22 protein-coding genes are annotated in these 21,885 nt (G+C 62.2%); 7 read left to right on the top strand and 15 right to left on the bottom strand.

Features of this window, described 5'->3' with window-relative positions; translation table 11 throughout:
• Window positions 1–231 precede the first annotated feature (231 nt).
• Window positions 232–702 (top strand): DUF11 domain-containing protein, encoded by a 471-nt coding sequence (locus FHS49_RS05615; protein WP_184016239.1) that lies wholly within the window; start codon window positions 232–234, stop codon window positions 700–702.
• Window positions 703–718: 16 nt separating this feature from the next.
• On the opposite strand, the gene FHS49_RS05620 is transcribed toward FHS49_RS05615, so the two are convergent.
• The 4 genes from FHS49_RS05620 to FHS49_RS05635 form a co-directional block, all read right to left on the bottom strand.
• Entirely contained in the window at window positions 719–2,128 is a 1,410-nt protein-coding gene (locus FHS49_RS05620; protein ID WP_184016241.1) for a coniferyl aldehyde dehydrogenase, read from the bottom strand.
• Between the two features lie 66 nt (window positions 2,129–2,194).
• Window positions 2,195–2,929: a prepilin peptidase gene (locus tag FHS49_RS05625; protein ID WP_184017326.1), complete on the bottom strand. Its 735-nt coding sequence runs from the start codon at window positions 2,927–2,929 to the stop codon at window positions 2,195–2,197.
• A gap of 8 nt (window positions 2,930–2,937) precedes the next feature.
• A complete protein-coding gene (locus FHS49_RS05630) occupies window positions 2,938–3,396 on the bottom strand; it encodes a MaoC family dehydratase (RefSeq protein ID WP_184016243.1) in 459 nt (152 codons plus the stop codon).
• Window positions 3,397–3,562: 166 nt separating this feature from the next.
• Window positions 3,563–5,449, bottom strand: coding sequence for an ATP-binding protein (locus FHS49_RS05635; RefSeq protein WP_184016245.1), 1,887 nt, complete (start codon window positions 5,447–5,449; stop codon window positions 3,563–3,565).
• Between the two features lie 133 nt (window positions 5,450–5,582).
• Here FHS49_RS05635 and FHS49_RS05640 point away from each other — a divergent pair, with 133 nt between their 5' ends.
• The gene (locus tag FHS49_RS05640; RefSeq protein ID WP_184016247.1) at window positions 5,583–5,912 is read left to right on the top strand and encodes a GIY-YIG nuclease family protein; all 330 of its coding nucleotides are present in this window, start codon (window positions 5,583–5,585) and stop codon (window positions 5,910–5,912) included.
• Between the two features lie 41 nt (window positions 5,913–5,953).
• Here FHS49_RS05640 and FHS49_RS05645 read toward each other — a convergent pair whose 3' ends face one another.
• The 3 genes from FHS49_RS05645 to FHS49_RS05655 all read right to left on the bottom strand — a co-directional run bounded on the left by FHS49_RS05645 (window position 5,954) and on the right by FHS49_RS05655 (window position 9,118).
• Window positions 5,954–7,555, bottom strand: a complete 1,602-nt coding sequence (locus FHS49_RS05645) for a carboxyl transferase domain-containing protein (RefSeq protein WP_184016249.1) — start codon at window positions 7,553–7,555, stop codon at window positions 5,954–5,956.
• Entirely contained in the window at window positions 7,552–7,800 is a 249-nt protein-coding gene (locus FHS49_RS05650) for a hypothetical protein (protein ID WP_184016251.1), read from the bottom strand. The genes FHS49_RS05645 and FHS49_RS05650 overlap by 4 nt, the downstream gene beginning before the upstream one ends.
• Window positions 7,801–7,939: 139 nt before the next feature.
• Entirely contained in the window at window positions 7,940–9,118 is a 1,179-nt protein-coding gene (locus tag FHS49_RS05655) for an isovaleryl-CoA dehydrogenase (RefSeq protein ID WP_184016253.1), read from the bottom strand.
• Window positions 9,119–9,204: 86 nt separating this feature from the next.
• Between FHS49_RS05655 and FHS49_RS05660 the strand changes: the two genes are divergently transcribed.
• Window positions 9,205–10,071, top strand: a complete 867-nt coding sequence (locus FHS49_RS05660) for a LysR family transcriptional regulator (RefSeq protein ID WP_184016255.1) — start codon at window positions 9,205–9,207, stop codon at window positions 10,069–10,071.
• A gap of 95 nt (window positions 10,072–10,166) precedes the next feature.
• On the opposite strand, the gene FHS49_RS05665 is transcribed toward FHS49_RS05660, so the two are convergent.
• A complete protein-coding gene (locus FHS49_RS05665) occupies window positions 10,167–10,649 on the bottom strand; it encodes an SH3 domain-containing protein (RefSeq protein ID WP_343052905.1) in 483 nt (160 codons plus the stop codon).
• A gap of 117 nt (window positions 10,650–10,766) precedes the next feature.
• Between FHS49_RS05665 and FHS49_RS05670 the strand changes: the two genes are divergently transcribed.
• The 4 genes from FHS49_RS05670 (at window position 10,767) to rplI (ending at window position 13,225) form a co-directional block, all read left to right on the top strand.
• On the top strand, window positions 10,767–11,765 hold the full coding sequence (locus FHS49_RS05670) for a 2-hydroxyacid dehydrogenase (RefSeq protein ID WP_184016257.1): 999 nt from the start codon (window positions 10,767–10,769) through the stop codon (window positions 11,763–11,765).
• A 176-nt stretch (window positions 11,766–11,941) separates the two neighbouring features.
• A complete protein-coding gene (gene rpsF, locus FHS49_RS05675; protein ID WP_184016259.1) occupies window positions 11,942–12,370 on the top strand; it encodes a 30S ribosomal protein S6 in 429 nt (142 codons plus the stop codon).
• Window positions 12,371–12,384: 14 nt separating this feature from the next.
• Window positions 12,385–12,609 (top strand): 30S ribosomal protein S18, encoded by a 225-nt coding sequence (rpsR, locus tag FHS49_RS05680; RefSeq protein WP_184016261.1) that lies wholly within the window; start codon window positions 12,385–12,387, stop codon window positions 12,607–12,609.
• Window positions 12,610–12,619: 10 nt separating this feature from the next.
• A complete protein-coding gene (gene rplI, locus FHS49_RS05685; protein WP_184016263.1) occupies window positions 12,620–13,225 on the top strand; it encodes a 50S ribosomal protein L9 in 606 nt (201 codons plus the stop codon).
• A 197-nt stretch (window positions 13,226–13,422) separates the two neighbouring features.
• Here rplI and folE read toward each other — a convergent pair whose 3' ends face one another.
• The 7 genes from folE to FHS49_RS05720 all read right to left on the bottom strand — a co-directional run bounded on the left by folE (window position 13,423) and on the right by FHS49_RS05720 (window position 21,814).
• Window positions 13,423–14,016: a GTP cyclohydrolase I FolE gene (gene folE / locus FHS49_RS05690; protein ID WP_184016265.1), complete on the bottom strand. Its 594-nt coding sequence runs from the start codon at window positions 14,014–14,016 to the stop codon at window positions 13,423–13,425.
• A gap of 98 nt (window positions 14,017–14,114) precedes the next feature.
• The gene (locus tag FHS49_RS05695) at window positions 14,115–16,748 is read right to left on the bottom strand and encodes a TonB-dependent receptor (protein ID WP_184016267.1); all 2,634 of its coding nucleotides are present in this window, start codon (window positions 16,746–16,748) and stop codon (window positions 14,115–14,117) included.
• A 254-nt stretch (window positions 16,749–17,002) separates the two neighbouring features.
• A complete protein-coding gene (locus FHS49_RS05700; protein WP_184016269.1) occupies window positions 17,003–17,338 on the bottom strand; it encodes a hypothetical protein in 336 nt (111 codons plus the stop codon).
• Window positions 17,339–17,369: 31 nt separating this feature from the next.
• Complete coding sequence (locus FHS49_RS05705; RefSeq protein ID WP_184016271.1) at window positions 17,370–18,680, bottom strand: Hsp70 family protein; 1,311 nt, start codon at window positions 18,678–18,680, stop codon at window positions 17,370–17,372.
• A 90-nt stretch (window positions 18,681–18,770) separates the two neighbouring features.
• Window positions 18,771–18,926: a hypothetical protein gene (locus FHS49_RS05710; RefSeq protein ID WP_184017472.1), complete on the bottom strand. Its 156-nt coding sequence runs from the start codon at window positions 18,924–18,926 to the stop codon at window positions 18,771–18,773.
• Between the two features lie 48 nt (window positions 18,927–18,974).
• Window positions 18,975–19,730, bottom strand: coding sequence for an energy transducer TonB (locus tag FHS49_RS05715; protein ID WP_184016273.1), 756 nt, complete (start codon window positions 19,728–19,730; stop codon window positions 18,975–18,977).
• Window positions 19,731–19,738: 8 nt separating this feature from the next.
• The gene (locus FHS49_RS05720) at window positions 19,739–21,814 is read right to left on the bottom strand and encodes a TonB-dependent receptor domain-containing protein (RefSeq protein ID WP_246350387.1); all 2,076 of its coding nucleotides are present in this window, start codon (window positions 21,812–21,814) and stop codon (window positions 19,739–19,741) included.
• Between the last annotated feature and the right edge of the window lie 71 nt (window positions 21,815–21,885).

Here is a 21,885-nt window from a genome sequence, read left to right on the forward strand (position 1 = left end):
TGCCTTCCGGGAGGGGCTGGGGGTGGGCCTTTTTCTTTCTTCCTGACGAAGAAGGAGAAGAAGAAAAACCACACACAACCCCTCCACCAAGGCTTGGAGCGGAGCGGGAACGAGAAGAAGCTTTTGCCCGCCCGAATATGGTTAACGGTTTGTTTGCCATTTGGGCGCATCTCTCGGTTCAGGGGGCGGAGGGTTTTTCCGCGATCGGAACTGAAAGCGGACGACCAAGTCATGACGATCAAGATATTCATGATGGCCGCGCTGGCCTGCGCCACACCGGCAACGGCGCGGGCCGCCAATCAGGTCTCCCTGTCGAGCGCGGTCTTCGTCGAAAAGGATCGGGCGGATGCCCAGGGCCGCCGCTCGATCGTGCTCGAGGCACCCCGGATGGTCACGCCGGGGGACAAGCTGGTGTTCATGCTCAGCTATCGCAACACCGGCAACCATCCCGCAAACGATTTCATCGTCACCAATCCGCTGCCCCAGGCCGTATCCTATCAGGGCACGCCCGACGCCGGCGCATTCGTCTCCGTCGATGGCGGTGCCACCTGGGGCACGCTGGGGCAATTGCGGGTGAAAGAGCGCAATGGCTATGTGCGCGGTGCCCGGCCCGAGGATGTGACCCATGTGCGCTGGACACTAAAACAGGCGATACCGGCGGGCAGCACGGGCAAATTGATGTTCCGCGGCATCGTCAAATAATTCGGCCCTCAAACGATCAGGCTTTGAAATCCCGGGCGATCGCGCCCCGCGTCGCCTTGCCATAAGGCGGCTTAATCCCAGCCAGCTTCGCCACATCGATCCTGGGCTGTACATAGATGCTCTTGGCATGGCTGAACGTCTTGAAACCGTCAGCCCCGTGATAGCTGCCCATGCCCGAAGGGCCGATCCCGCCGAAGGGCAGATCCTCCATCGAAACGTGGAAGATCACGTCATTGATCGTCACACCGCCCGAAATCGTGCGGTCCAGCACCATGCGCTGCTCGGCCGCATCCGATCCGAAATAATAAAGCCCCAGCGGCCGGTCATGCGCATTCACATAATCCACCGCGTCCGACACGGCGGCATAGCGCTTCACCGGCAGGATAGGACCGAAAATCTCCTCCTGCATCACCTTCATGTCGTCGGTCGGGTTAAGTATCAGATGGAGCGGCATCTTCTGGCTGTTGGAAGCGGCGAAATCCTCATGCCCCGGATTGATCTCCACAATCTCCGCCCCCTTGGCGCGCGCATCATCCAGATAGCCTTGCAAACGCGTCACATGGCGGCTGTTGGCGACCGCGGTATAATCGGGATTGTCGAGCAGCGTGGGATACAAAGCCGCCACCGCTTTTCCGATCCCCTCGACCAAGGCGCGCTCGCTCTCCTGCGGCACGAGCAGATAATCGGGGGCGAGGCAGATCTGGCCCGCATTCATCATCTTACCCAGCGCAATCCTCTCGCTCGCCTGCGTGATATGCGCGCCCTTGCCGATGATGACGGGAGATTTTCCGCCCAGTTCCAGCGTCACCGGCGTCAGATTGTCCGCCGCGGCATGAAGGATGTGTCTGCCGATGGGGGTCGCGCCGGTAAAGATCAGATGATCGAAGGGCAGGCTTGAGAAAGCCTGTCCCGCATCAGGCCCGCCGCTGAAGAAGGCGAGTTCGGAACGGTCGAAATAATCGGGTGCGATCCGCTCCAGAAGCGCCGCCACGGCGGGCGTATATTCGGAGGATTTGACCATCACCCGGTTTCCGGCCGCGAACGCGCCCGATATCGGGCCGAAGCTCAGTTGCACGGGAAAATTCCAGGGCGCGATCACGCCCACCACGCCCTTGGGCTGATATTCCACCCGGGCCTTCGCGCCGAGCAACCCCAGCGGAAAATCCAGCTTGCGCTTGTCCGGGCTGGCCCATGCGTCCACATGCTTGATTGCGTGCTTCAGCCCGCGGATCGACGCCACGACATCGGTGACCATGGATTGTTCGAAGCTGCGATGGCTGAAATCCTCGGACAATGCGTGGCACAGCGCCTCGCCATGATCCACGAGCAGTCGGATTGCGCGCTTCAACCGATCCTTGCGTGCCGCGATGCTTACGGGCAATTCGGCCGTGAACGCAGCGCGCTGCGCTTCGAGAATTGCCTTCATATCCTGCGTCACAGGCCCGCTCCCATTTCGATTTGAAACCGAGTTTGGCGATGCAGGGCGGCAATGTCAAAACAGCGGGAAAGCGCCCTGCCCGACCAGCCAGAGCGGCCAGGCCGCCACCGCCATCAACGCGCCCAGCGGCACGCGCGTGGTGGCGTGCATCGCCTCCCGGCGTATGAGGACCGCGCCCAGCCCTACGAGGCTCGCCAGCAGCAGCACGAAGGGCAGCATGGGCCAGCCCAGCCATGCCCCGATCGCGCCGAGCATTTTGGGATCGCCCCCACCCAGCCCCTGCCGCCCGCGCCATTGGCGATAGGCCCAGCCGATGAACGCCAGCCCGACAAAGCCCGCCAGCGCGCCGATGATCCGCATTTCTGTCATCTCGGGACGGGTGAAGGGGGCCACGACCAGCCCGATCGCCATCAAGGGCAGCGTCAGCCGATCGGGCAGCCAGAAATGCTCCACGTCGAGCACGGCCAGCGCCAGCAGGCACCAGCCGAACACAGCGCCCGCCAGCCCATTGAGATCGGGCGCAACGAACAAGGCGCTCGCCCCGATCAGCCCCGCCGCAATCTCGATCGCCAGATGCCGCCGGTCGATCGCAGCGCCACAGCCCCGGCAGCGGCCGCGCTGCAGGATATGGCTGATCACCGGCACCAGCTCACACGCGCCGAGCGGCTTGCCACAGGCATCGCAGGCGGATCGTCCGCCCACCACCGATTTCCCCTGTGGCCAGCGGATCACCAGATTGGCGATGAAGCTGCCGAAGATCAGGCCGAGGATCAGCCCGGCGAGCGGCATCCAGCCGGTCACGCGGCCGCCGGCGTCTTCTTCAGCAAAGCCATACGCAGGCAGGAACAGACTTCCTCGTCACGCTGGTTGAACATGTGATGGCGAAAGGTCACGATCCCCGCCCCCGGCCGCGATCCGCTCTCGCGCAGATCGACCACCGCGGTTTCGGCGCGCAGCGTATCGCCGATGAACACCGGCTTTGGCATCGCCACCTTGTCATAGCCCAGATTGGCGACGAGCGTGCCGAGCGTGGTATCGCCCACCGAAATACCGATCAGCAGCCCGAAAGTGAAGATGCCGTTCACGACCACCCGCCCGAATTCGGTCGCGCCCGCATATTCGGCATCCAGATGCAGCGGCTGCGGATTGTGGGTGAGCGTGGTGATGAGGATATTATCGGTCTCGGTGACCGTGCGGCGCAGATCATGGACGATCCGGTCGCCGATGCACCATTGGTCGTAGAATTTTCCGGGCATTCATGGTCTCCGCTAGAGTCGCGCACTCTTCCCCTAACGTCATGCTGAACTTGTTTCAGCATCCATTCCGTCACGCACGAGATCATGCAGGAGGACGAATGGACCCTGAACCGTAGGACGGCGCAAGCCAAACGCGTTCAGGGTGACGGTTCTGCTCGATCAAAGGTCAAGCCGCCTCCGTCTCCACCTTCTCCATCTTCACCAGCAATGTCCCTTCGGACACCTGACCGCCCGTCTCGGCATTCAATTCGGCGACAATCCCGTCAAATGGCGCGGTCAGCGAATGCTCCATCTTCATCGCCTCCAGCGTCACGAGCTTCTGCCCCTTGGTCACGGATTGCCCCGCCGCGACATCCACCGCGATGATCCGGCCCGGCATGGGCGACATGATCGCGCCGTCTCCGGCCGCGCCGCCCGCTGCGCCGTTCGTTCGCTTGAGCAGAACACCAAAGCTCTGCCCTTCGAATGTCACCAAGGCACCTCGGTCCCCAATGGTAGAAGCATATATGTCGCCAACGGGCTCGCGATCCGCTGTGACCTCATAGGTCTCAGCACCGACGGTAAGATGAACGGTAAGCTCGGGCCTGCGGTTGAGACGAAAGCCGATGGGCTCGACAGCATGTTGATCCGCGTAATGGCTTACGATCACCTGCGCCGCTTGCTTTAGCAAAAGATCTCCGGGGACATCTTCGGGCACAAGCGCGTCCTGGTAATCGGCGATGAAACCGGTGGTCACCTCCCCCGAGCGGAAGATCGCGTGGTTCAACGAACGAAAAAGGAAGCCAGCATTTGTCTTTACCGGCCAGACCGCAAGCCCTTCCATTTTCTGACTGAGCAAGGCGATGGCATTAGCGCGGTCATCGGAATGCACGACGATCTTCGCGATCATCGGGTCGTAGAAGGGGCTAATATCAGAGCCCTGCTCTACGCCGGTTTCAATACGAACGTAGTCTTCGGGAAAATAGCAGCGTTCAAGGCGTCCCACGCTCGGCAGGAACCCCTTGGCCGGATCCTCGGCATACAACCTTGCCTCCATCGCCCAGCCATTGATGCTCAACTCATCCTGCCGCTTGGGCAGAACCTCACCCGACGCCACCCGCAATTGCCATTCGACCAGATCCTGCCCGGTAATCTCCTCGGTCACCGGATGCTCCACCTGCAGCCGCGTGTTCATCTCCATGAACCAGATGCGGTCTGCGCGCAGGCCTTCGCTGGCGTCGGCGATGAACTCGATCGTGCCCGCGCCGACATAATCGACCGCCCTGGCCGCCTTCACCGCCGCCGCGCAGATCGCCTCGCGCGTGTCTTCGTCCATGCCTGGCGCGGGGGCTTCCTCGATCACCTTCTGGTGCCGCCGCTGGAGCGAGCAATCGCGTTCGAACAGATGAACCACATTGCCATGCGTATCGCCGAACACCTGCACTTCGATATGGCGGGGCGAGAGGATATATTTCTCGATCAGCACGCGATCGTCGCCAAAGGACGACGCCGCCTCGCGCTTGCACGAGAGCAGCGCATCCGTGAAATCCGCCGCGTCATCCACGCGCCGCATCCCCTTGCCGCCGCCGCCCGCCACGGCCTTGATCAGCACAGGATAGCCGATCGCATCGGCCTCGATTTTCAGGTGATCGGGATCCTGATTCTCGCCCAGATAGCCCGGCGTGGTCGGCACGCCCGCTTCCTGCATCAATTTCTTGGCGGCATCCTTCAATCCCATCGCCGTGATGCTCGCCGGGCGCGGCCCGACCCACACCAGCCCGGCATCGATCACCGCCTGCGCGAAGGCGGCATTTTCGGAAAGAAAGCCATAACCCGGATGGATTGCCTCCGCGCCCGTCGCCTTGGCCGCGGCGATGATCTTGTCACCGACCAGATAGCTTTCCCGCGCGGGAGACGCCCCGATATGCACGGCCTCGTCCGCCTGACGCACATGCAGCGTCTTGGCATCGGCATCGGAATAAACCGCAATGGTACGAATACCCATGGCCCGCGCGGTGCGGATGATCCGGCACGCAATTTCGCCGCGATTGGCGATGAGGAGGGATTTAATCACAGACAACTCCAAGATCTCCGCCAACTGCGTCACCCTGAACTTGTTTCAGGGTCCATTTACACGTCTGGACCATTGTGCGGTGTTGAAATGAATGCTGAAACAAGTTCAGCATGACGGCGGCGGGGCGAACGGAATGGCAAGACAAGCCTGCATCTATATTCTCGCGAGTGGACATTATGGGACGCTTTATATTGGCGTAACGTCGAATATTTTGGCGCGAATTCATCAGCATCGAACATGCGCCACCCCCGGCTTTACGACCCGACACGGCGTCTTTCGGCTCGTGCGCTTCGAGATGTTCGATGACATGCCTTCCGCCATTGGCCGCGAGAAGCAGTTGAAGCGGTGGCATCGGCCATGGAAGATCAATCTGATCGAGAGTGACAATCCCCATTGGGAGGATCTGGCGGTTGCGCTGGGGTTCGATCCGATGAGATCGACCACGCGGATGGATGGACCCTGAAACAAGTTCAGGGTGACGGCGGCGAGTAGAAACCACCCCCATCACATCCTGAACACCCCGAACGCCGGTCGCTCTGCGATCGGCGCTTCCAGGGTCGCCGCAAACGCAAGCCCCAGCACATCGCGCGTCTGCGCGGGATCGATGATGCCGTCGTCCCACAATCGCGCGGTCGCGTGCCAGGGATTGCCTTCATCCTCATATTTCTGACGGATCGGCGCTTTGAAGGCCTCGGCCTGCTCCGGCGTCCAGCTCGCTGCATCGCGGTGCACCGTCGCCAGCACGCTCGCCGCCTGCTCGCCGCCCATGACCGAGATGCGGCTGTTGGGCCAGGAAAAGAGGAAGCGCGGGGCATAGGCGCGGCCGCACATGCCATAATTGCCCGCGCCGAAGCTGCCGCCGATCAGCACCGTGATCTTGGGCACGGTCGCGGTGGCCACGGCGGTCACCAGTTTCGCGCCATGCTTGGCAATCCCCTCCGCCTCATATTTGCCGCCGACCATGAAGCCCGAGATATTCTGGAGGAACAGCAAGGGGATGCGCCGCTGGCACGCCAGTTCGATGAAATGCGCGCCCTTCACCGCGCTTTCGCTGAACAGCACGCCATTGTTCGCCAGGATCGCGACGGGCATCCCCCAGATATGCGCAAAGCCGCACACCAGCGTAGTGCCGTAAAGCGCCTTGAACTCGTGAAATTCGCTGCCGTCCACGATCCGTGCGATCACCTCATGCACGTCATAGGGCGCGCGGACATCGGCGGGGACGATGCCGTAAAGCTCCTCCGCATCGAATTTGGGCGCGCGCGGCTCCTTCAGATTGACGCGCGGATCATGCGGCGGATTGAGCGTGGAAACGATATCGCGCACGATCGTCAGCGCATGTTCGTCATTCTCGGCCACATGATCGACCACGCCCGATTTGCGCCCGTGCAGATCGCCGCCACCCAGATCCTCGGCGCTGATCTCCTCGCCCGTAGCCGCCTTTACCAGCGGCGGACCGGCGAGAAAGATCGTCCCCTGATTGCGCACGATCACGCTTTCGTCGGACATGGCGGGCACATAAGCGCCGCCCGCGGTGCAACTGCCCATCACGCAGGCGATCTGCGGAATCCCCAGCGCCGACATATTGGCCTGATTGAAGAAGATCCGCCCGAAATGGTCACGATCGGGAAACACCTCATCCTGATGCGGCAGATTGGCGCCGCCGCTATCGACCAGATAGATGCACGGAAGCCGGTTGGCCTCGGCAATCTCCTGCGCGCGCAGATGCTTTTTCACGGTCATCGGATAATAAGTGCCGCCCTTCACCGTGGCGTCATTGGCGACGATCATCACCTGCCGGCCGGACACGCGCCCGATGCCCGCGATCATCCCCGCGCCGGGAATCTCTCCACCGTAAAGATCGTTCGCGGCGAGCTGACCGATCTCGAGAAAGGGTGAGCCGGGATCGAGCAGCCGCTCCACCCGTTCGCGCGGCAGCAATTTGCCGCGCGCGGTGTGCTTGGCGCGCGAGGCTTCGCTGCCGCCCAGCGCCGCGGTGGCGACGTCGGCATAGAGCTTCTCCGCCAGCGCCTTGTTATGCACGGCGTTGCTGCGGAAAATCTCGCTGTCAGTGGCGATCTTGGTATCGAGAACGGGGGCGCTCAAGCCTTGGTTTCCTTCTTGCGGATGAGATAGCGATAAACGCCGAACAGATTGATCATGAGCAGCACGCCATTCTGCACGGCGAGCGGCGCTTCGCCCTCGATCAGGCTCGATGCGATCCAGGCGATGCTGGCGGCGACGAAGATGACGAAGCCCCAGCCGGTGATGCGGCGGCTGTGATCCCAGGCGATCATCAGCGCGGCGATCATCCCGCTGATGCTCGCGAACCATTTGAGGGCTTCGATCATGTGGGGCAATCCAGTCCATACCCAAAACCGTTTGTGTCGAGCGCAGTCGAGACACGTTCCGGACCGGTCCCTACGTCCCTCGACTTCGCTCGGGACGAACGGTTGGGGGGGCACCAGTCCATTATTATGCCACCCCCCCTCACGCCCCGATCAGCTCCCGCCCGATCAGCATCCGGCGGATCTCGTTCGTCCCCGCGCCGATATCGAGCAATTTCGCATCGCGCATATAGCGTTCCACCGGCCAGTCCTTGGTATAGCCCGCCCCGCCCAGCGCCTGGATCGCCTCCAGCCCGACGCGCACGGCGTTCTCGCTCGCCAGCAGGATCGCGCCCGCGGCATCGAAGCGCGTGGTCTTGCCCGCATCGCACGAACGCGCGACCGCATAGACATAAGCGCGCGCCGATTGCAGCGCGACATACATGTCCGCGATCTTACCCTGCATAAGCTGGAAAGTGCCGATCGCCTTGCCGAATTGCTTGCGCTCGCGCACGAACGGGATGACCACATCGAGGCACGCCTGCATGATCCCGATCTGGATTCCCGCGAGCACCGCGCGTTCATAATCGAGGCCGGACATCAAGACGCCGACGCCGCCGTTCAGCGGCCCCATGATATTTTCATCCGGCACGAAACAATCGTCGAACACCAGTTCGGCGGTGGGCGAGCCACGCATCCCCATCTTGTCGATCTTCTGCCCGATCGAAAAGCCGGGCATGTCCTTTTCGATCAGAAAGGCGGTGATCCCGCGCGATCCTTCACCGGTCTTGGCATAGACCACCAAAGTGTCGGCATAGGCCGCATTGGTGATCCAGAATTTCGTGCCATTGAGCACATGCCCGCCATCGCGTGCCTCGGCCTTCAATTTCATCGAGACCACATCGGACCCGGCCCCGGCTTCGGACATGGCAAGCGAACCGACATGTTCGCCGGAAATCAATTTGGGGAGATATTTGGCTTTCTGCGCCGGATTCGCCCAGCGGCGGATCTGGTTGATGCACAGATTGGAATGCGCGCCATAGGACAAGCCGATGGATGCGGACGCGCGGCTGACCTCCTCCACCGCGATCACATGCTCCAGATAACCGAGACCAAGACCGCCATCGGCGTCTTCAACGGTGATCCCGTGCAGGCCGAGATCGCCCATTTCAGTCCAGAGTTCGCGCGGAAACCAGTCGTCCGCATCGATTTTCGCGGCGAGCGGCGCGATCCGGTCTTCGGCGAAGCGGCGCGTGCTGTCGCGGATCATGTCCGCCGTCTCGCCCAGCGCGAAATCGAAATCGGGGGTAGCGGTCACGTCCGTCTCTCCTTCGCGGGCCATGCTATCGGAGCCTCTGCCCGCTTCATAGCCTAGGCCTTAACATCGTAAAAATTGAAATTGATCCGAATTTCACATAGAATATTTCTATGATCAGCCGCACCCATCTCCGCCAGTTTCTCGCCGTGGTCGATAGCGGCAGCTTTACGCGCGCCGCCGCACAGATCCATGTCACCCAGCCCACGCTCTCGGCGGGCATCTCAGCGCTCGAACACCAATTGGGGGCTAGGCTGTTCGCGCGCAGCAACCGCCGCGTGCAATTGACCGCGGCGGGCAACCGTCTGCTCGCCCATGCGCGCACGATCGAACGCGAATTTCGCGAGGCGGAGGAAAGCGTGACGGGGATCGCTGCGCCCGTGCAGCCGATCCGGCTGGGCCTGTTGCTCAGCCTGTCTACCGACCGCATCGAACGCGCGCTAACGGCTTATGCCGGCGTGGAGCCGATCGAAATCATCGAGGGCGGCGAACGCGAAGTGAACGGCGCGCTGACGCATGGCCGCATCGATCTGGCGGTGACCATCCTCCATCCGGAGGCAAACCGGTTTGCGGCCGAAAGCCTTTATACCGAGCCTTATCGCCTCGCCCTCCCCGCCAATCATCCGCTCGCGGATCGGGAGACCGTGGCGGCGGAGGAAATTGCCGGGGAGACGATGATCGCGCGGCGTGCGTGCGAGATGCTGAGCGAAACCAGCCGCCATTTCACCGAGCGCGGCGTCCGCCCGCCCTTCAGTTTCCGGTCCGCCAATGATGATCGCGCGATGGCAATGGTGCGCGCCGGTCTGGGCATCACGGTCGCGCCCGAATCGCTCGGCGGGCCGGGCGTGGCCATGCCGCTGATGACGGGCTTCGATGAGAGCCGCGAGATCGGCTTGCTGTTTGGACCGCATTGGAACGTAGATCGTAACGAACATCCGCTGGTGGAGGCGTTGCGATTGATCCCCACCGCGTCATGCTGAACTTGTTTCAGCATCCATTCTTCCGCCCTTGCATGGGTCGTGACTTTGAAATGGACGCTGAAACGAGTTCAGGGTGACGACAAATTTCCCTGTCCTCACCCTCCCGGCAATTCATCCCCGCCCCAGATGTGCGCCGTTTCCACATAGCCTGCCTTGCCGCGCACATCGAATTTGCACCAGCCTTGGGCACATTCGCTGAGTTTGCCGACCACGCCGGCTTCCGCCCGCCAACTGATGCTGGCATCGGATTCGGGTGACGAACGCAAAGGCCGTGTCTCGCCGCGGATCATCCCCGTGCGCGCCTCGCTCAGCAGATTGGCCTGCATCCATCCCTGCGCGCCATCGGGATCCTGCACCTTGCGCCAGTTCGGATAGGTTTCGACCACTTTCACCGGCAGATCCGCGCGCACGAACAGCCATTGCGCCGGAAATTGCCGCCCCGGCCCCGAGCGCATATAGGCCTTGCCCGCGCCGATCGAGGCCCAATAAGGCGGCTTTTTCTGCGCCATCGCATCGCCAAAGCCCGTCACCGCCAGGACGACGATTGCCGCCGTGCCAATCAGACTTTTATATATCACCGCTTCATCCCCACCTGATTATCATATCCGGCCCATGGCCTTATTTTCGCAAATGCGCGAGCCTGCTGCAAGCGCGCGGCTTGACGCCCATGGCCGTCGCAGCCTAGCGCAATACGCATGACAATGCCTGAACGCCCTGACCAGCCAAGGGTTTCCGTGACCCGCCGCTTGCCGCCGATGATCGAGGCGCGGATGACCGAATTATTCCACACCGATCTCAGTCTGGACGATGCACCGATGGACCGCACGGCGCTGGCTGGGGCGATGGCCGAATGCGACGTGCTAGTGCCTACGATCACGGACCGGATCGACGCCGATCTGATCGCCGGGGCAGGCGAAAAGCTGAAACTCATCGCCAATTTCGGCAATGGCGTGGATCATATCGATCTCAAGGCCGCCCGCGCCCGCGGCATCATTGTCACCAATACGCCCGGCGTACTGACCGATGATACAGCGGATATGGCGATGGCCTTGCTGCTCGCCGTGCCGCGCCGGCTGGCGGAGGGCGAACGGCTGGTGCGATCTGGCACATGGACCGGCTGGAAGCCCACCGGAATGCTCGGCCGCCGGATCAGCGGCAAGACGCTGGGGATCGTCGGCATGGGCCGGATCGGTCAGGCGATTGCGCTCCGGGCCAGAGGCTTTGGTCTCTCCATCCGCTATCACAATCGCCACCGCCTGCCCGATGTGGTCGAGCGCGCCGTGGGCGCCACATTCGATCCCGATCTGCAGACTTTGCTCGAATTCTCGGATTTCGTCTCGCTCAATTGCCCGCATAATGCGGAGACGCATCACATGATCGATGCGGCGCGGCTGGCGCAGATGAAGCCCGACGCCTGCCTGATCAATATCGCGCGCGGCGAACTGGTGGACGAATCGGCGCTGATCGATGCGCTGGAAAGCGGCACGATCGCCGGGGCCGGGCTTGACGTCTATGCGCATGAGCCCGCCGTCGATCCGCGGCTGCTCGCGCTCGAAAATGCGGTGCTCATCCCGCATATGGCCTCCGCCACGGTCGAAGCGCGCGAAGCCACCGGAGACAAGGTGATCGCCAATATCCAGATGTGGGCGGATGGTCATCGTCCGCATGATCAGGTGCTCGAAGGCTGGGTGTAATCCGCCGCAAATCTTGAGATTCCGCTTGCGCCCGCCCCCCTTTTTCGCCATGGGCACCCTGCAATCGGGGTGGAAAGCACGTCTTTCCGCCCTGCTTTGCTTTTGAGACGACAGCCGGAGGGGCGTTCGCGATGGTCGCGGCGTCAGCGATCGGCCAAGATGAAGGAATAGCGCGCATGGCTCTGTATGAGCATGTTTTTCTCGCGCGTCAGGATCTGGCACAAGCCCAGGTCGACGCGCTGGCGGAATCCGCCACCAAGATCATCGAAGATAACAAGGGCAAGGTCGTCAAGACCGAGACCTGGGGTCTGCGTTCGCTCGCGTACAAGATCGCGAAGAACCGCAAGGCGCATTATGTGATGCTCGAAATCGATGCCCCTGCCGGCGTCGTCGCTGAGCTTGAGCGCCAGACTTCGATCAACGAAGACGTGATCCGCTACATGACCGTCAAGGTCGACGCCCTCGAGGAAGGCCCGTCGGTCATGATGCGCAAGTCCGAGCGCAGCGACCGTGATGGCCGCCGCGATCGTGGTGACCGTGGTGACCGTCCCCGCGGCGATCGTGAAGATCGTCCCCGTCGCGACCGCGACGCCGAAGCCGAATAAGGAGAGCAGAAACCATGGCACGCCCATTTTTCCGCCGCCGCAAGAGCTGCCCCTTCGCCGCGAAAGACGCGCCGAAGATCGATTATAAAGACGTTCGTCTGCTGCAGGGCTTCGTGTCCGAGCGCGGCAAGATCGTCCCGAGCCGCATCACCGCGGTGTCTGCCAAGAAGCAGCGCGAACTCGCCAAGGCGATCAAGCGTTCGCGTCATCTTGGCCTTCTCCCCTATATCGTGAAGTGAGGGTCAGACCATGCAAGTGATCCTGCTCGAACGCGTCGAAAAGCTTGGCCAGATCGGTGACGTCGTCACCGTGAAGGATGGCTTCGCACGCAATTTCCTGCTCCCGAACAAGAAGGCGCTGCGCGCCAACGAGAGCAACCGCAAGGTTTTCGAAGCCAACCGCGCCACGATCGAGGCCGATAACGCCTCACGCCGCGGCGAAGCCGAAATCGCAGCCAAGGATGTGGACGGCAAGAGCGTTACGCTCATCCGTCAGGCTTCCAACGCCGGCCAGCTTTATGGTTCGGTTTCGGTCCGCGACATCGTGGAAGCCCTGGAAGCCGATGGTGCCAAGGTCGTGAAGTCGATGATCGTGCTCGATCGCCCGATCAAGGCGATCGGCGTCGAAACCGTCAAGGTGACGCTGCATCCCGAAGTCGTGGTGACCATCAAGGTGAACGTCGCACGTTCGCCTGAGGAAGCCGAGCTTCAGGCGCAGGGCGTCGATGTGATGTCCGCCATGTTCGAAAAGGACGAGGCTGGCTTCACCGAAGATTACGATCCCAATGCCGAACCCGGCGAGATCGCTTCGGAAGCCCCCGAAGAGGCTGCGGAAGAGGATCAGGCCGAAGCCTGATCGCTTTCAAACGCGAAACACCAAAAAAGGCCGTCCGATCACACGATCGGGCGGCCTTTTTTGCTTGCTATCCCGTCTAAGCTTCGCACACCCCAAACCCGTTGGTGTCGAGCGCAGTCGAGACACGCGCCGATTTGTCCCCACGTCCCTCGACTTCGCTCGGGACAAACGGAATATGGGCGATCTGAACAGTCGGCTCAAAAGCCCATCAGCGAGAGAACTTCCTTGCGGCTCCGGTTGTCTTCAAGGAAACAACCGATCAACCGGCTGGTGGTCATGCCCACGCCCGGCGTGCGCACGCCGCGCGCGGTCATGCAGGCGTGGCTCGCCTCGATCACCACCGCGACGCCATGGGGTTTGAGATGATCCCACACGCATTGCGCGACCTCGGCGGTCAGCCGCTCCTGCACCTGCAGCCGCCGTGCATAGCCATGCAGCACGCGCGCCAGTTTCGAAATACCGACCACCCGGTCGCGTGGCAGATAGGCGATGTGCGCCTTGCCGATGATCGGTGCCATATGATGCTCGCAATGCGACTGGAACGGAATGTCCTTCAGCAGCACGACCTCGTCATAACCGCCCACTTCCTTGAACGTGCGCGTCAGATGATGCGCCGGATCCTCGTCATAGCCGGCGCAATATTCCTTCCACGCGCGCGCGACGCGCTTGGGCGTGTCAATCAGGCCTTCGCGCGTGGGATCATCGCCGGCCCACAGCAAAAGCGTGCGGATCGCGTCCTGGATCTCCTGCGGCACCGGCAATTTCTGCTCATCGGAATCGTCAAGCGGCATGTTCGTGGCAATCCTGTTCAGTTTCATCCACCCCATAAAGCAGAGGCCGGATCACGCAAACCGCGATCCGGCCCCTTATTGAAGCGATCGTGCGCGGATCAGAAGCGTGCGCGCAACTTTACGCCATAAAGCCGCGGCGGCGATGGATAGACCGCGAAACTGGCGCTCTGTTCGGGGATCGGAAACGACGTGATGTTGAAATAGCGGTCGAACAGATTTTCGACATAGGCTTCGACCCCGAAATTCTGATTGGGGCCGAAATTCACGCCCACCCGCGCATTGACGATCGAATGGCCGTCATTGGTCGTAAAGGGCACGCCGACGGGATCGTTCAGGGTATTGGCATCGCTTTGCGTCCGCCAATCGACATGCACCAGTCCGCCCACGCTGTCGCTAAGCTGCGGCGTCCAGGTGACTGCGCCGGTGACCACATGCTTGGGTGAATTGGTGAGCGGCATATTATTGTCAGCGCCCGCCGCCGCATCCTTCACTTCAGTATCGAGCAAAGTGTAGTTCAGGCTCACCGTGAGATCGGACGCCGGACGGAAGATCGATTCAAGCTCGATCCCCTTGGAGATCAGTTTCTTGAAATTCTGCACCTCGAAGAAACTGCCGGTGAACACCAGATTCTGATAGCCCCTCAGATCCGCGTAAAAGGCCGAAGCGTTGAACTGGATCGCACGGCTGAAATTGGTCTTGACGCCCACTTCGAATGAATCGACGGACTCCTTTCCGAACTCGAGATCGTCAATCTGCGCACCATCTCCCAAGGGGCTCGTCAGACTATCCTGATTGATCCGCAGAAAACGGGAATCGAAGGAGCTTCGATCCAGATTATAGCCACCCGATTTGTAGCCGCGATCATAGCCACCATAAACCAGCACATCATCGCTTAGTTTGAACGCCAGCTTGGCGGTGCCGGTAAACACGCTTTCGCTGCGGCCACCGTCATACAGGCCGTTGAATTCGCTGTTGACGGTCGGATTGCAGGAGAGGTTGACGATGGCGTCGCCGAGATTAGTCGGTTTGCCATCTGCACCGGGGATTGCGTTGAGCCCATTGAGTCCGGCACGCAGGAGTGCCGCATTGGCCCCCTGCAGGAAAGCGCACGCAGGAACGGCTGAATTAAGATTGGCATCGATATCCTTGGTCTCGTGATTGTAGCGCAGGCCCAATGTCAGCGAGATATTGTCGTTGAAGTTGATGATATTGTGCGTAAACAGCGCGAACGCCTCGGTATCGACCCGATAGCGATCGGCCACCTGACCTGCCCCATTCGGCGTGGACGGGAATGGCGTGAGGAACGTCGCCAGCACGGCCGGCCCGCCGGCCCCCGCCGCGGCGGCAAGCTGTGCGTTGGATGCGAGTAGCACCTGACCCACCAGCGGACGGCCCGGAATCGTCCCGAACAATTGGAACCCACCCGGCCCCGGCACGGCCGCATCGGTCAGCGCGTTGACGAAATTATCGACATAGGCATCGCCCTGCGTGCCGAAGCGCACACGGTCGGTCAGCGTGTTCTTTTCGTTCAGGTAGAAACCGCCCACCAGCCAGTCGAGATGATCGTTAAAGGCCGAACCCTTCAGCCGGATTTCCTGCGTGAAATCCCGCAATCCGGTTTGATAGCCTTCGCGATAGGCGCGATCCACGCCGGAAAAGTCGATGTCCTGATTGCGGCGTGCTTTCCAATCCCGCCACGCCGTGACCGAGGTCAGCGTGACATCGCCCAGATCCCAATCGACCTGGCCGGAGATGCCCCATTCCTTCACGCGCTCGGACAGATCACGATTGGGCGAGGCGGCCATCACGCGCGCCTCGGCATCGAACGGAAAGGCGATGCCGACCCGGCCATTGGCGGCAGCCAGCCCCTGCACCACGCTGCTCGCGGCAAAGGCGGCGGTGCCCGGCTGGGCAAAGCCCGATCCCGTATTCAGCGCGCCGCAGCAGGATTCGTCGGTCTCGGCATAATCGCCGATCAGCCGCACCGTGACATCGCCGCTTTCGTATTTCGCCTGACCGCGCACGAACCAGCGATCGAGATTGTTGAAGCGGCGGTCCACATTGGCGTCTTTGATATAGCCGTCGCGCTTGTGATAGCCGCCGTCCACCCGCAGCGCGATGGTTTCGGACACCGGCCCGGTCACCCCGGCTTTCAGCTCCATTTCGTCAAGATTGCCATAGCTCGCCTCGGCATAGCCGCCCAGATCGAAGCTCGGTCCCTGCGTCGTGATGCTGAGCGCGCCCGCCGATGTGTTGCGGCCGAACAGCGTCCCCTGCGGCCCGCGCAGCACTTCCACGCGATCGATCGGCGGCAGGTCTGCCAGCGCCACGCCGGCGCGCGCGCGAAATACGCCATCGATGAACACGCCGACCGCCGGTTCGAAGCCGGGATTGTCGCCCGCCGTGCCGATGCCGCGGATGCGCAGCACGACGCCGGTGGCCGATGATTGGCCGGTGGTCACCTGCAGGCTCGGTGTCACCTGCCTCAGCCCGCGAATATCGGAGATGCCGCTGTTTTCCAGCGCCTCCCCGCCGATCACGCTGACGGCGAGCGGCACATCCTGGGCGCGTTGCGCGCGCCCCGTGGCCGTGACGACGATATCGGCATATTGATCTTCAACCACAGGTTCGGCGTCCAGTGGCGTCGCCTCGCTCTCCGTCTGCGCATGGACCAATCCGGTCGCGAGGCTGCAAAAAGCGACGCCGGTGACGAGCTTCAAAACGAGCTTCATAATGTTCCTCTCCTTCACACGTCCCTGTGAGGACGATACCACGCTATGACCCGTGGCTGGGCTTCCATACCCGGGAGAAGACCGTTCGAGCGCTTCCCCTCGCGTACAAACTTTGGGTTTAGAGACCATTTACGACGGCAGGTGTCAACAAAGCCCGAACACAGCATGATGGCGCGCGATCCGACGCTACGGAATCCCCTATCCCCTTCAGCCGGAAACAGAAATTGCGTGCGCGCATGGCCGCGACGCCGGCGCTATGCGCCGAGCCGATCCAGCCAGGCGCGCGCCTGTTTGGGTTCGCCGACGGCGCTGGCCTTGACCGGACCGCGCGCGGCCAGAAATTCCTGATGCAGCGCGAATATCTCCATGCCGAGCTTTTCGCGCAGATCGTCAATGGCGTCGCCGGTCTCGATCAGCGCCTCGATCTCGGCGGCCACGCTGGCACGGGCGGCGCGGTCCTTGGTATGATCGAACAGCCCCCAATGACCCGCCGCGCAGCGCTTCAGCGCTGCCAGCAGCAGAGCCAGATAGTCCTCTTCCAGCGCGATACGCTGATTTTCCATACGTTCGAGGCGATCAGCGCGGGCCATCCACGCTCCATGGACAGTGGCTCATCGGCCGTCAATCATCCTGCACCGCCCATTCGGCGATCGTCTCTTCCTGCCCGATCATCGCCAACCCGTGCGCGATCGATGTCAGTTCGCCGCCCGTCGCAATCCGGTCCTCGCCAAAGCGCTGGTCGAACAGCCCCCGGATCGCCGGGATGAGTGACGATCCCCCGGTGAGGAACACGCGATCGATCTCGCCATCCGCCACGCCCGCCTTGGCCAGCGCGCGATCGACCGTCGCGGCGATCCGCGCGATATCCTCGGCGATCCAGCTTTGGAAATCCGCGCGTGACACGTCTGCCTCGATCGCAAGGCCAGCCCCCTCGAAATGGAAATGCGCCTGACTGTCCTGGGAAAGCGCACGCTTGAGCTGGCCGACCGCATCATAAAGCGGATAGCCCAGCTCATTCTGGATCACCGCGATCATCCGCCCGATCGCATCAGGATCGAGCGCGATCTTCTGCAGCTTGGCGAGTTCCTCCATCGTGCGACGGTTCTTCATGAGCGCGAGGCGCGACCAGTCTCCGAAATCGGCGAAATGGCTGCGCGGGATCTCCAGCGTCTTGTCGAAAGAGCGATAGCTGCCGCCCTTCCCCAGCATGGGCAGGATCAGGCGGTCCATGATCCGGTAATCGAAGCGATCCCCCGCGATCCCGATGCCCGCAGACCCGAGCGGGATGCAGCGCCGCGCAGCGCCCGCGGCGGCCACTTTCACGATCGAAAAATCGCTGGTGCCGCCGCCGAAATCCGCAACCAATATGGTCGCCGGATCGGTCAGGCGGGAGGCGTAGCTAAAGGCCGCGCCCAGCGGCTCATAGACATAATGGATTTCGGTGCCGAAGGCTTCGAACATCCGGTCATAGCGTTGACGCGCGATCTTCGCGTCGGGCCGGGTTCCGGCATATTCGACCGGCCGGCCCACCACCACCCGCTGCGGCCGATCGTCCAGCACCCCGCCTGCATGGCTCACGAGCTTTTCAAGAAAGAGCCGCCCCAGTTCCTCGAAGCGATACCGCTTTTCGAAGATCGAGGCGTGTTCGAAGGTGGCGCTGGCCGCCACCGATTTGAACGACTGGATGAAGCGGCTGTCCTGCGGCCATTCGAGATATTCGGCGATCGCCCATGGCCCGGCTTCGGATGCGATCCCGCCGCGCACCGCATCATCATGCCAGAAGCACAAGGCGGAGCGGAACACCGCGCCGGCCGCATGGTCGCCCTGAAACTCCACCATCTCGGAGGCACCATCAGCGCCCGCCAGTGCGGCGACGCTGTTCGTCGTGCCGAAATCGAGGCCCATGGCGCGGCCGGCAGCGCGGGTCTGCATGAAAATTTCCAGGATTTGCGTGAGGCGCAGGCGCGCGCGGGGCCGCGCCTATCGCACCGCGATCGATCCAAGGCAAGCGATTGCGGGCGGTCAGGTCTCGCCCGTCCGCTTGGGCACCTTATTGGGCAGCTTCTTGCCCTTGGTGCGGCGCGACGGCACCTGCACCGGATTCTTCTTTTTCCACGCGGCCCAGCTCATCGGCCCGTCCGGCGTTTCGATGATGCGATCATCCAGGCTGTCAGTCACGATCGATCACTCCATGTTTCAATCACTATAGCTGCGTCGCCGGCCTTTCTAAAGCGGCAGCGTGAATTCGACCGGCGCGCTGATCTCGATGCGATCACCGCGGACCTCGCTGGGCGCGGAGGGATAAGGCGAGGCCCGGCGCAGCATGGCCGCCGCCTCCTCGTCCAGCGAGAGGAAGCCCGAGCCCGCCGTCACCCAGCCTTCCATCAGCCGCCCGCCCCGGTCGATCACGAAGAACACGCGCACCACGCCCTCCTCGCGCCGCATCTTTGCGCGCCTGGGATAAGTCTTGTGCGCGAGCAGCCAGGATCGCACACGCGCCGCATAGGATCGGCTGGTGCCCGAAGGCGCATTCGCATCCAGCCCATCCCTCGCCCCCTTGCGAACCTCTGATGCTGATGCTGATGCTGAGGCCGAAGCCGCAGCGATGGATGGTGCGGCCTTTGCCGGTGACGTCGCCGCCGGGGCAGCGGGTGCAGTCGATTGTGCTGCCAATGGTAGACTCGGGGCTGCGCGTGCTCCCGGTACAGGCATGGGCGGCGGCGGCACGATCGCCGCTACCGCCGTAGGCGCGGCGGCTGGCGGGGTTGGGCTTGGCTCCCCCGCGGGTTCGTTGGCGGATTGTGCCTCCTCCACCCCGTCCTCAGCGCCTTTCAGCACCGCCAGATCCATCACCGCGATCGCCCGCGGCGGCTTATGCGATGTCATCCCGCCGATACCCAGATTGAGCAGGGCCGCCACCATCAGCCCGTTCACGAGCAGCGAGGCAGCGGCCGGCGCGCCGATGCGGATGGGAAGCCGCATGGCGCAGCTCAGAAAGTGTTGGCGACGGAGACTTTGAACGTCCGCCCTTCCGCCGGCAGCGACGACAAATGCCGCTGGAAATATCTGTCGAACACATTGTCCACGCCCACGCGGAATTCAAAGCCCTCTGCCGCGCCGATCCGCGGCTTGAACGCCAGGAACAGATTCTGGACCGCATAGCCCGGCGTCGCGAGCGCGATGCTCGAAACCTTGTCCTGCTTCTCCGAAAATTCGCCCGTCCAGCCGCCGGACAGCCCGGTGACCGGATCGGCATAGCCCAGCGTCAGGCGATATTCATTCGCCGGAATGGTGTTGAGATAGGTGTCGCTCAGCCGGTTCTTGCCATCGATGATCGAGAGATTGCCGCGCGCGAAAAACCCGCCTGCACCATATTCAGCCTCGACCTCGATCCCCTTGAAGCGCGATTCGCCGACGTTCACGAAATAGGATGACGTCGCCGTGCCGCGCGTGATGAGGTTCTTCACATCATTCTGGAACGCCGTGGCCTTGAAGCGCAATTTGTCGCGGCTTGACGCGAGGCCATCGAATGACAGCGAGAAGCCGGCTTCATAATTGTCCGATTCCTCGGGCTTCAGATTGAGGCTCACATTGGTCGCGGTCGCATTGGTCCGGCTGTAAAGCTCGTCCAGCACCGGCATACGCACCGTGTGCGCCACCGATCCGAAGAGCGAGAACCAGTCGGTCAGCGCATAACTGGCCGCGATCTTGGGTGAAACGCCGCTGTCCTTCACGCGCCGGGCTCCGGGGATCGTCACGGGCAAGCCGCCCACCAGCGTGTCACCCGGCTTCAGATCGGTCCAATCCACGCGCACGCCGGGGATGATCGTCAATTTGTCGGACCACACGATCTCCGCCTGCGCGAACACGCCATATTTGGTCATGTCGCCTTCGGGGTGGGTTGGGCCGCCCGGCGTGATGACGCCGGTCAGGCTCTTGCGCGGATTGCGCCGCGCCTGGTCGCTCCATTGCGCGCCCAGGAACAGGAAGGTCGACCAGTCCCCACCCAGATCGAATTTGGAGCGGTTCTGGAATTTCGCCTGCTTGGTGGCATAGGAAAATTCGGAATATTCAAGCGCGCCGAGAAAGCTGGTCTCGGTCTGATGAATATTGGAATCGGCATAGGAGGCCTGCGCCTCGACATTGAAAAGATCGCTGCCGTTAAAGTCATTCTCATAGCCGATCACCGCAGTCTTGTCGTGAACCTTGCGGCGCACCGGGGTGGTGCCAAAGGCTTCGGCCTGATCGTAAATCTGGGTGCTGTCGCTGATCCAATCCTGATAGGAGGCCCAGATCGCATGTTTGCGATTGCCGCCGATCGTCACACGCGCCTTCACCAGCCAGCTATCGGACACCGCATTCGATGGGATCACCTCATCGCCATGACCATCCTCATAATGATCGCTGCGCCGGCTGTTATAGCTACCGAGCAGTTCGACGCCCGCCACCGGCGCGACCGCCACAATGCCTGACAGCACATGCGATTCCGCATTGGTCTCCGTGCCCGCCTTCAGCCGCACCGCCAGCCTGTCTCCATCCTTCAGGAAATCGGACGCGTCCTTGGTGGTGAAATTCACCACGCCCGCCAGTGCACCCGCGCCATAGAGTGTGGAGGATGCCGGGCCGCGCAGCACTTCGACGCGCTTGTAAAGCTCGGGTTCGCTGAAGAACGCCCCCATGCGATATTGCTCGAAGAATTTGGTCACGCCGTCCACGGTCATCAGGATGCGGCTGTCCGAATCGGCCAGGCCGGTGCCCAGGCCGCGGATGTTGAACCCCTGCCCCAATGCACTCGCGCCCCCCTGGATGCTCACGCCGGGAATGCCCTCCAGCATGTCGCCGATGGTCGTCGCCTGGATCTGATCGATATCATCCTGATCGAGCGCGGTGACCGCCTGGGGCGTATCGATTGCGATCTTTTCAGCGCCCGCGGAAATCACCAGCCGGTCGAGCGCAAGCTGCGTGGAATCCGCCGCCGTCGCGTCCTCCACAACGCGCGCCTGCGCCTGCGCGACCGCCGGAAACGCCAGCAAGGCAGCGCTGGCCAGCAGAATGGATTTGGTCATGTTCATGCGAAAAACCCCCGATTTTGAGTGTTCGGCTTGATGCCGGTTGGTCCATGGCAGCGCCCAATACA

Source organism: Sphingobium boeckii (assembly GCF_014199215.1).
Lineage (GTDB): Bacteria > Pseudomonadota > Alphaproteobacteria > Sphingomonadales > Sphingomonadaceae > Sphingobium_A > Sphingobium_A boeckii.

What these genes read in the sequence shown, in the direction of transcription:
- FHS49_RS05615 (WP_184016239.1), top strand. Translation starts at nt 232, where the DNA reads ATGACGATCAAGATATTCATGATGGCCGCGCTGGCCTGCGCCACACCG.
- FHS49_RS05620 (WP_184016241.1), bottom strand. Translation starts at nt 2,128, where the DNA reads ATGAAGGCAATTCTCGAAGCGCAGCGCGCTGCGTTCACGGCCGAATTG.
- FHS49_RS05625 (WP_184017326.1), bottom strand. Translation starts at nt 2,929, where the DNA reads ATGCCGCTCGCCGGGCTGATCCTCGGCCTGATCTTCGGCAGCTTCATC.
- FHS49_RS05630 (WP_184016243.1), bottom strand. Translation starts at nt 3,396, where the DNA reads ATGCCCGGAAAATTCTACGACCAATGGTGCATCGGCGACCGGATCGTC.
- FHS49_RS05640 (WP_184016247.1), top strand. Translation starts at nt 5,583, where the DNA reads ATGGCAAGACAAGCCTGCATCTATATTCTCGCGAGTGGACATTATGGG.
- FHS49_RS05650 (WP_184016251.1), bottom strand. Translation starts at nt 7,800, where the DNA reads ATGATCGAAGCCCTCAAATGGTTCGCGAGCATCAGCGGGATGATCGCC.
- FHS49_RS05655 (WP_184016253.1), bottom strand. Translation starts at nt 9,118, where the DNA reads ATGGCCCGCGAAGGAGAGACGGACGTGACCGCTACCCCCGATTTCGAT.
- FHS49_RS05660 (WP_184016255.1), top strand. Translation starts at nt 9,205, where the DNA reads ATGATCAGCCGCACCCATCTCCGCCAGTTTCTCGCCGTGGTCGATAGC.
- FHS49_RS05670 (WP_184016257.1), top strand. Translation starts at nt 10,767, where the DNA reads ATGACAATGCCTGAACGCCCTGACCAGCCAAGGGTTTCCGTGACCCGC.
- rpsF (WP_184016259.1), top strand. Translation starts at nt 11,942, where the DNA reads ATGGCTCTGTATGAGCATGTTTTTCTCGCGCGTCAGGATCTGGCACAA.
- rpsR (WP_184016261.1), top strand. Translation starts at nt 12,385, where the DNA reads ATGGCACGCCCATTTTTCCGCCGCCGCAAGAGCTGCCCCTTCGCCGCG.
- rplI (WP_184016263.1), top strand. Translation starts at nt 12,620, where the DNA reads ATGCAAGTGATCCTGCTCGAACGCGTCGAAAAGCTTGGCCAGATCGGT.
- folE (WP_184016265.1), bottom strand. Translation starts at nt 14,016, where the DNA reads ATGCCGCTTGACGATTCCGATGAGCAGAAATTGCCGGTGCCGCAGGAG.
- FHS49_RS05695 (WP_184016267.1), bottom strand. Translation starts at nt 16,748, where the DNA reads ATGAAGCTCGTTTTGAAGCTCGTCACCGGCGTCGCTTTTTGCAGCCTC.
- FHS49_RS05700 (WP_184016269.1), bottom strand. Translation starts at nt 17,338, where the DNA reads ATGGCCCGCGCTGATCGCCTCGAACGTATGGAAAATCAGCGTATCGCG.
- FHS49_RS05705 (WP_184016271.1), bottom strand. Translation starts at nt 18,680, where the DNA reads ATGCAGACCCGCGCTGCCGGCCGCGCCATGGGCCTCGATTTCGGCACG.
- FHS49_RS05715 (WP_184016273.1), bottom strand. Translation starts at nt 19,730, where the DNA reads ATGCGGCTTCCCATCCGCATCGGCGCGCCGGCCGCTGCCTCGCTGCTC.
- FHS49_RS05720 (WP_246350387.1), bottom strand. Translation starts at nt 21,814, where the DNA reads ATGACCAAATCCATTCTGCTGGCCAGCGCTGCCTTGCTGGCGTTTCCG.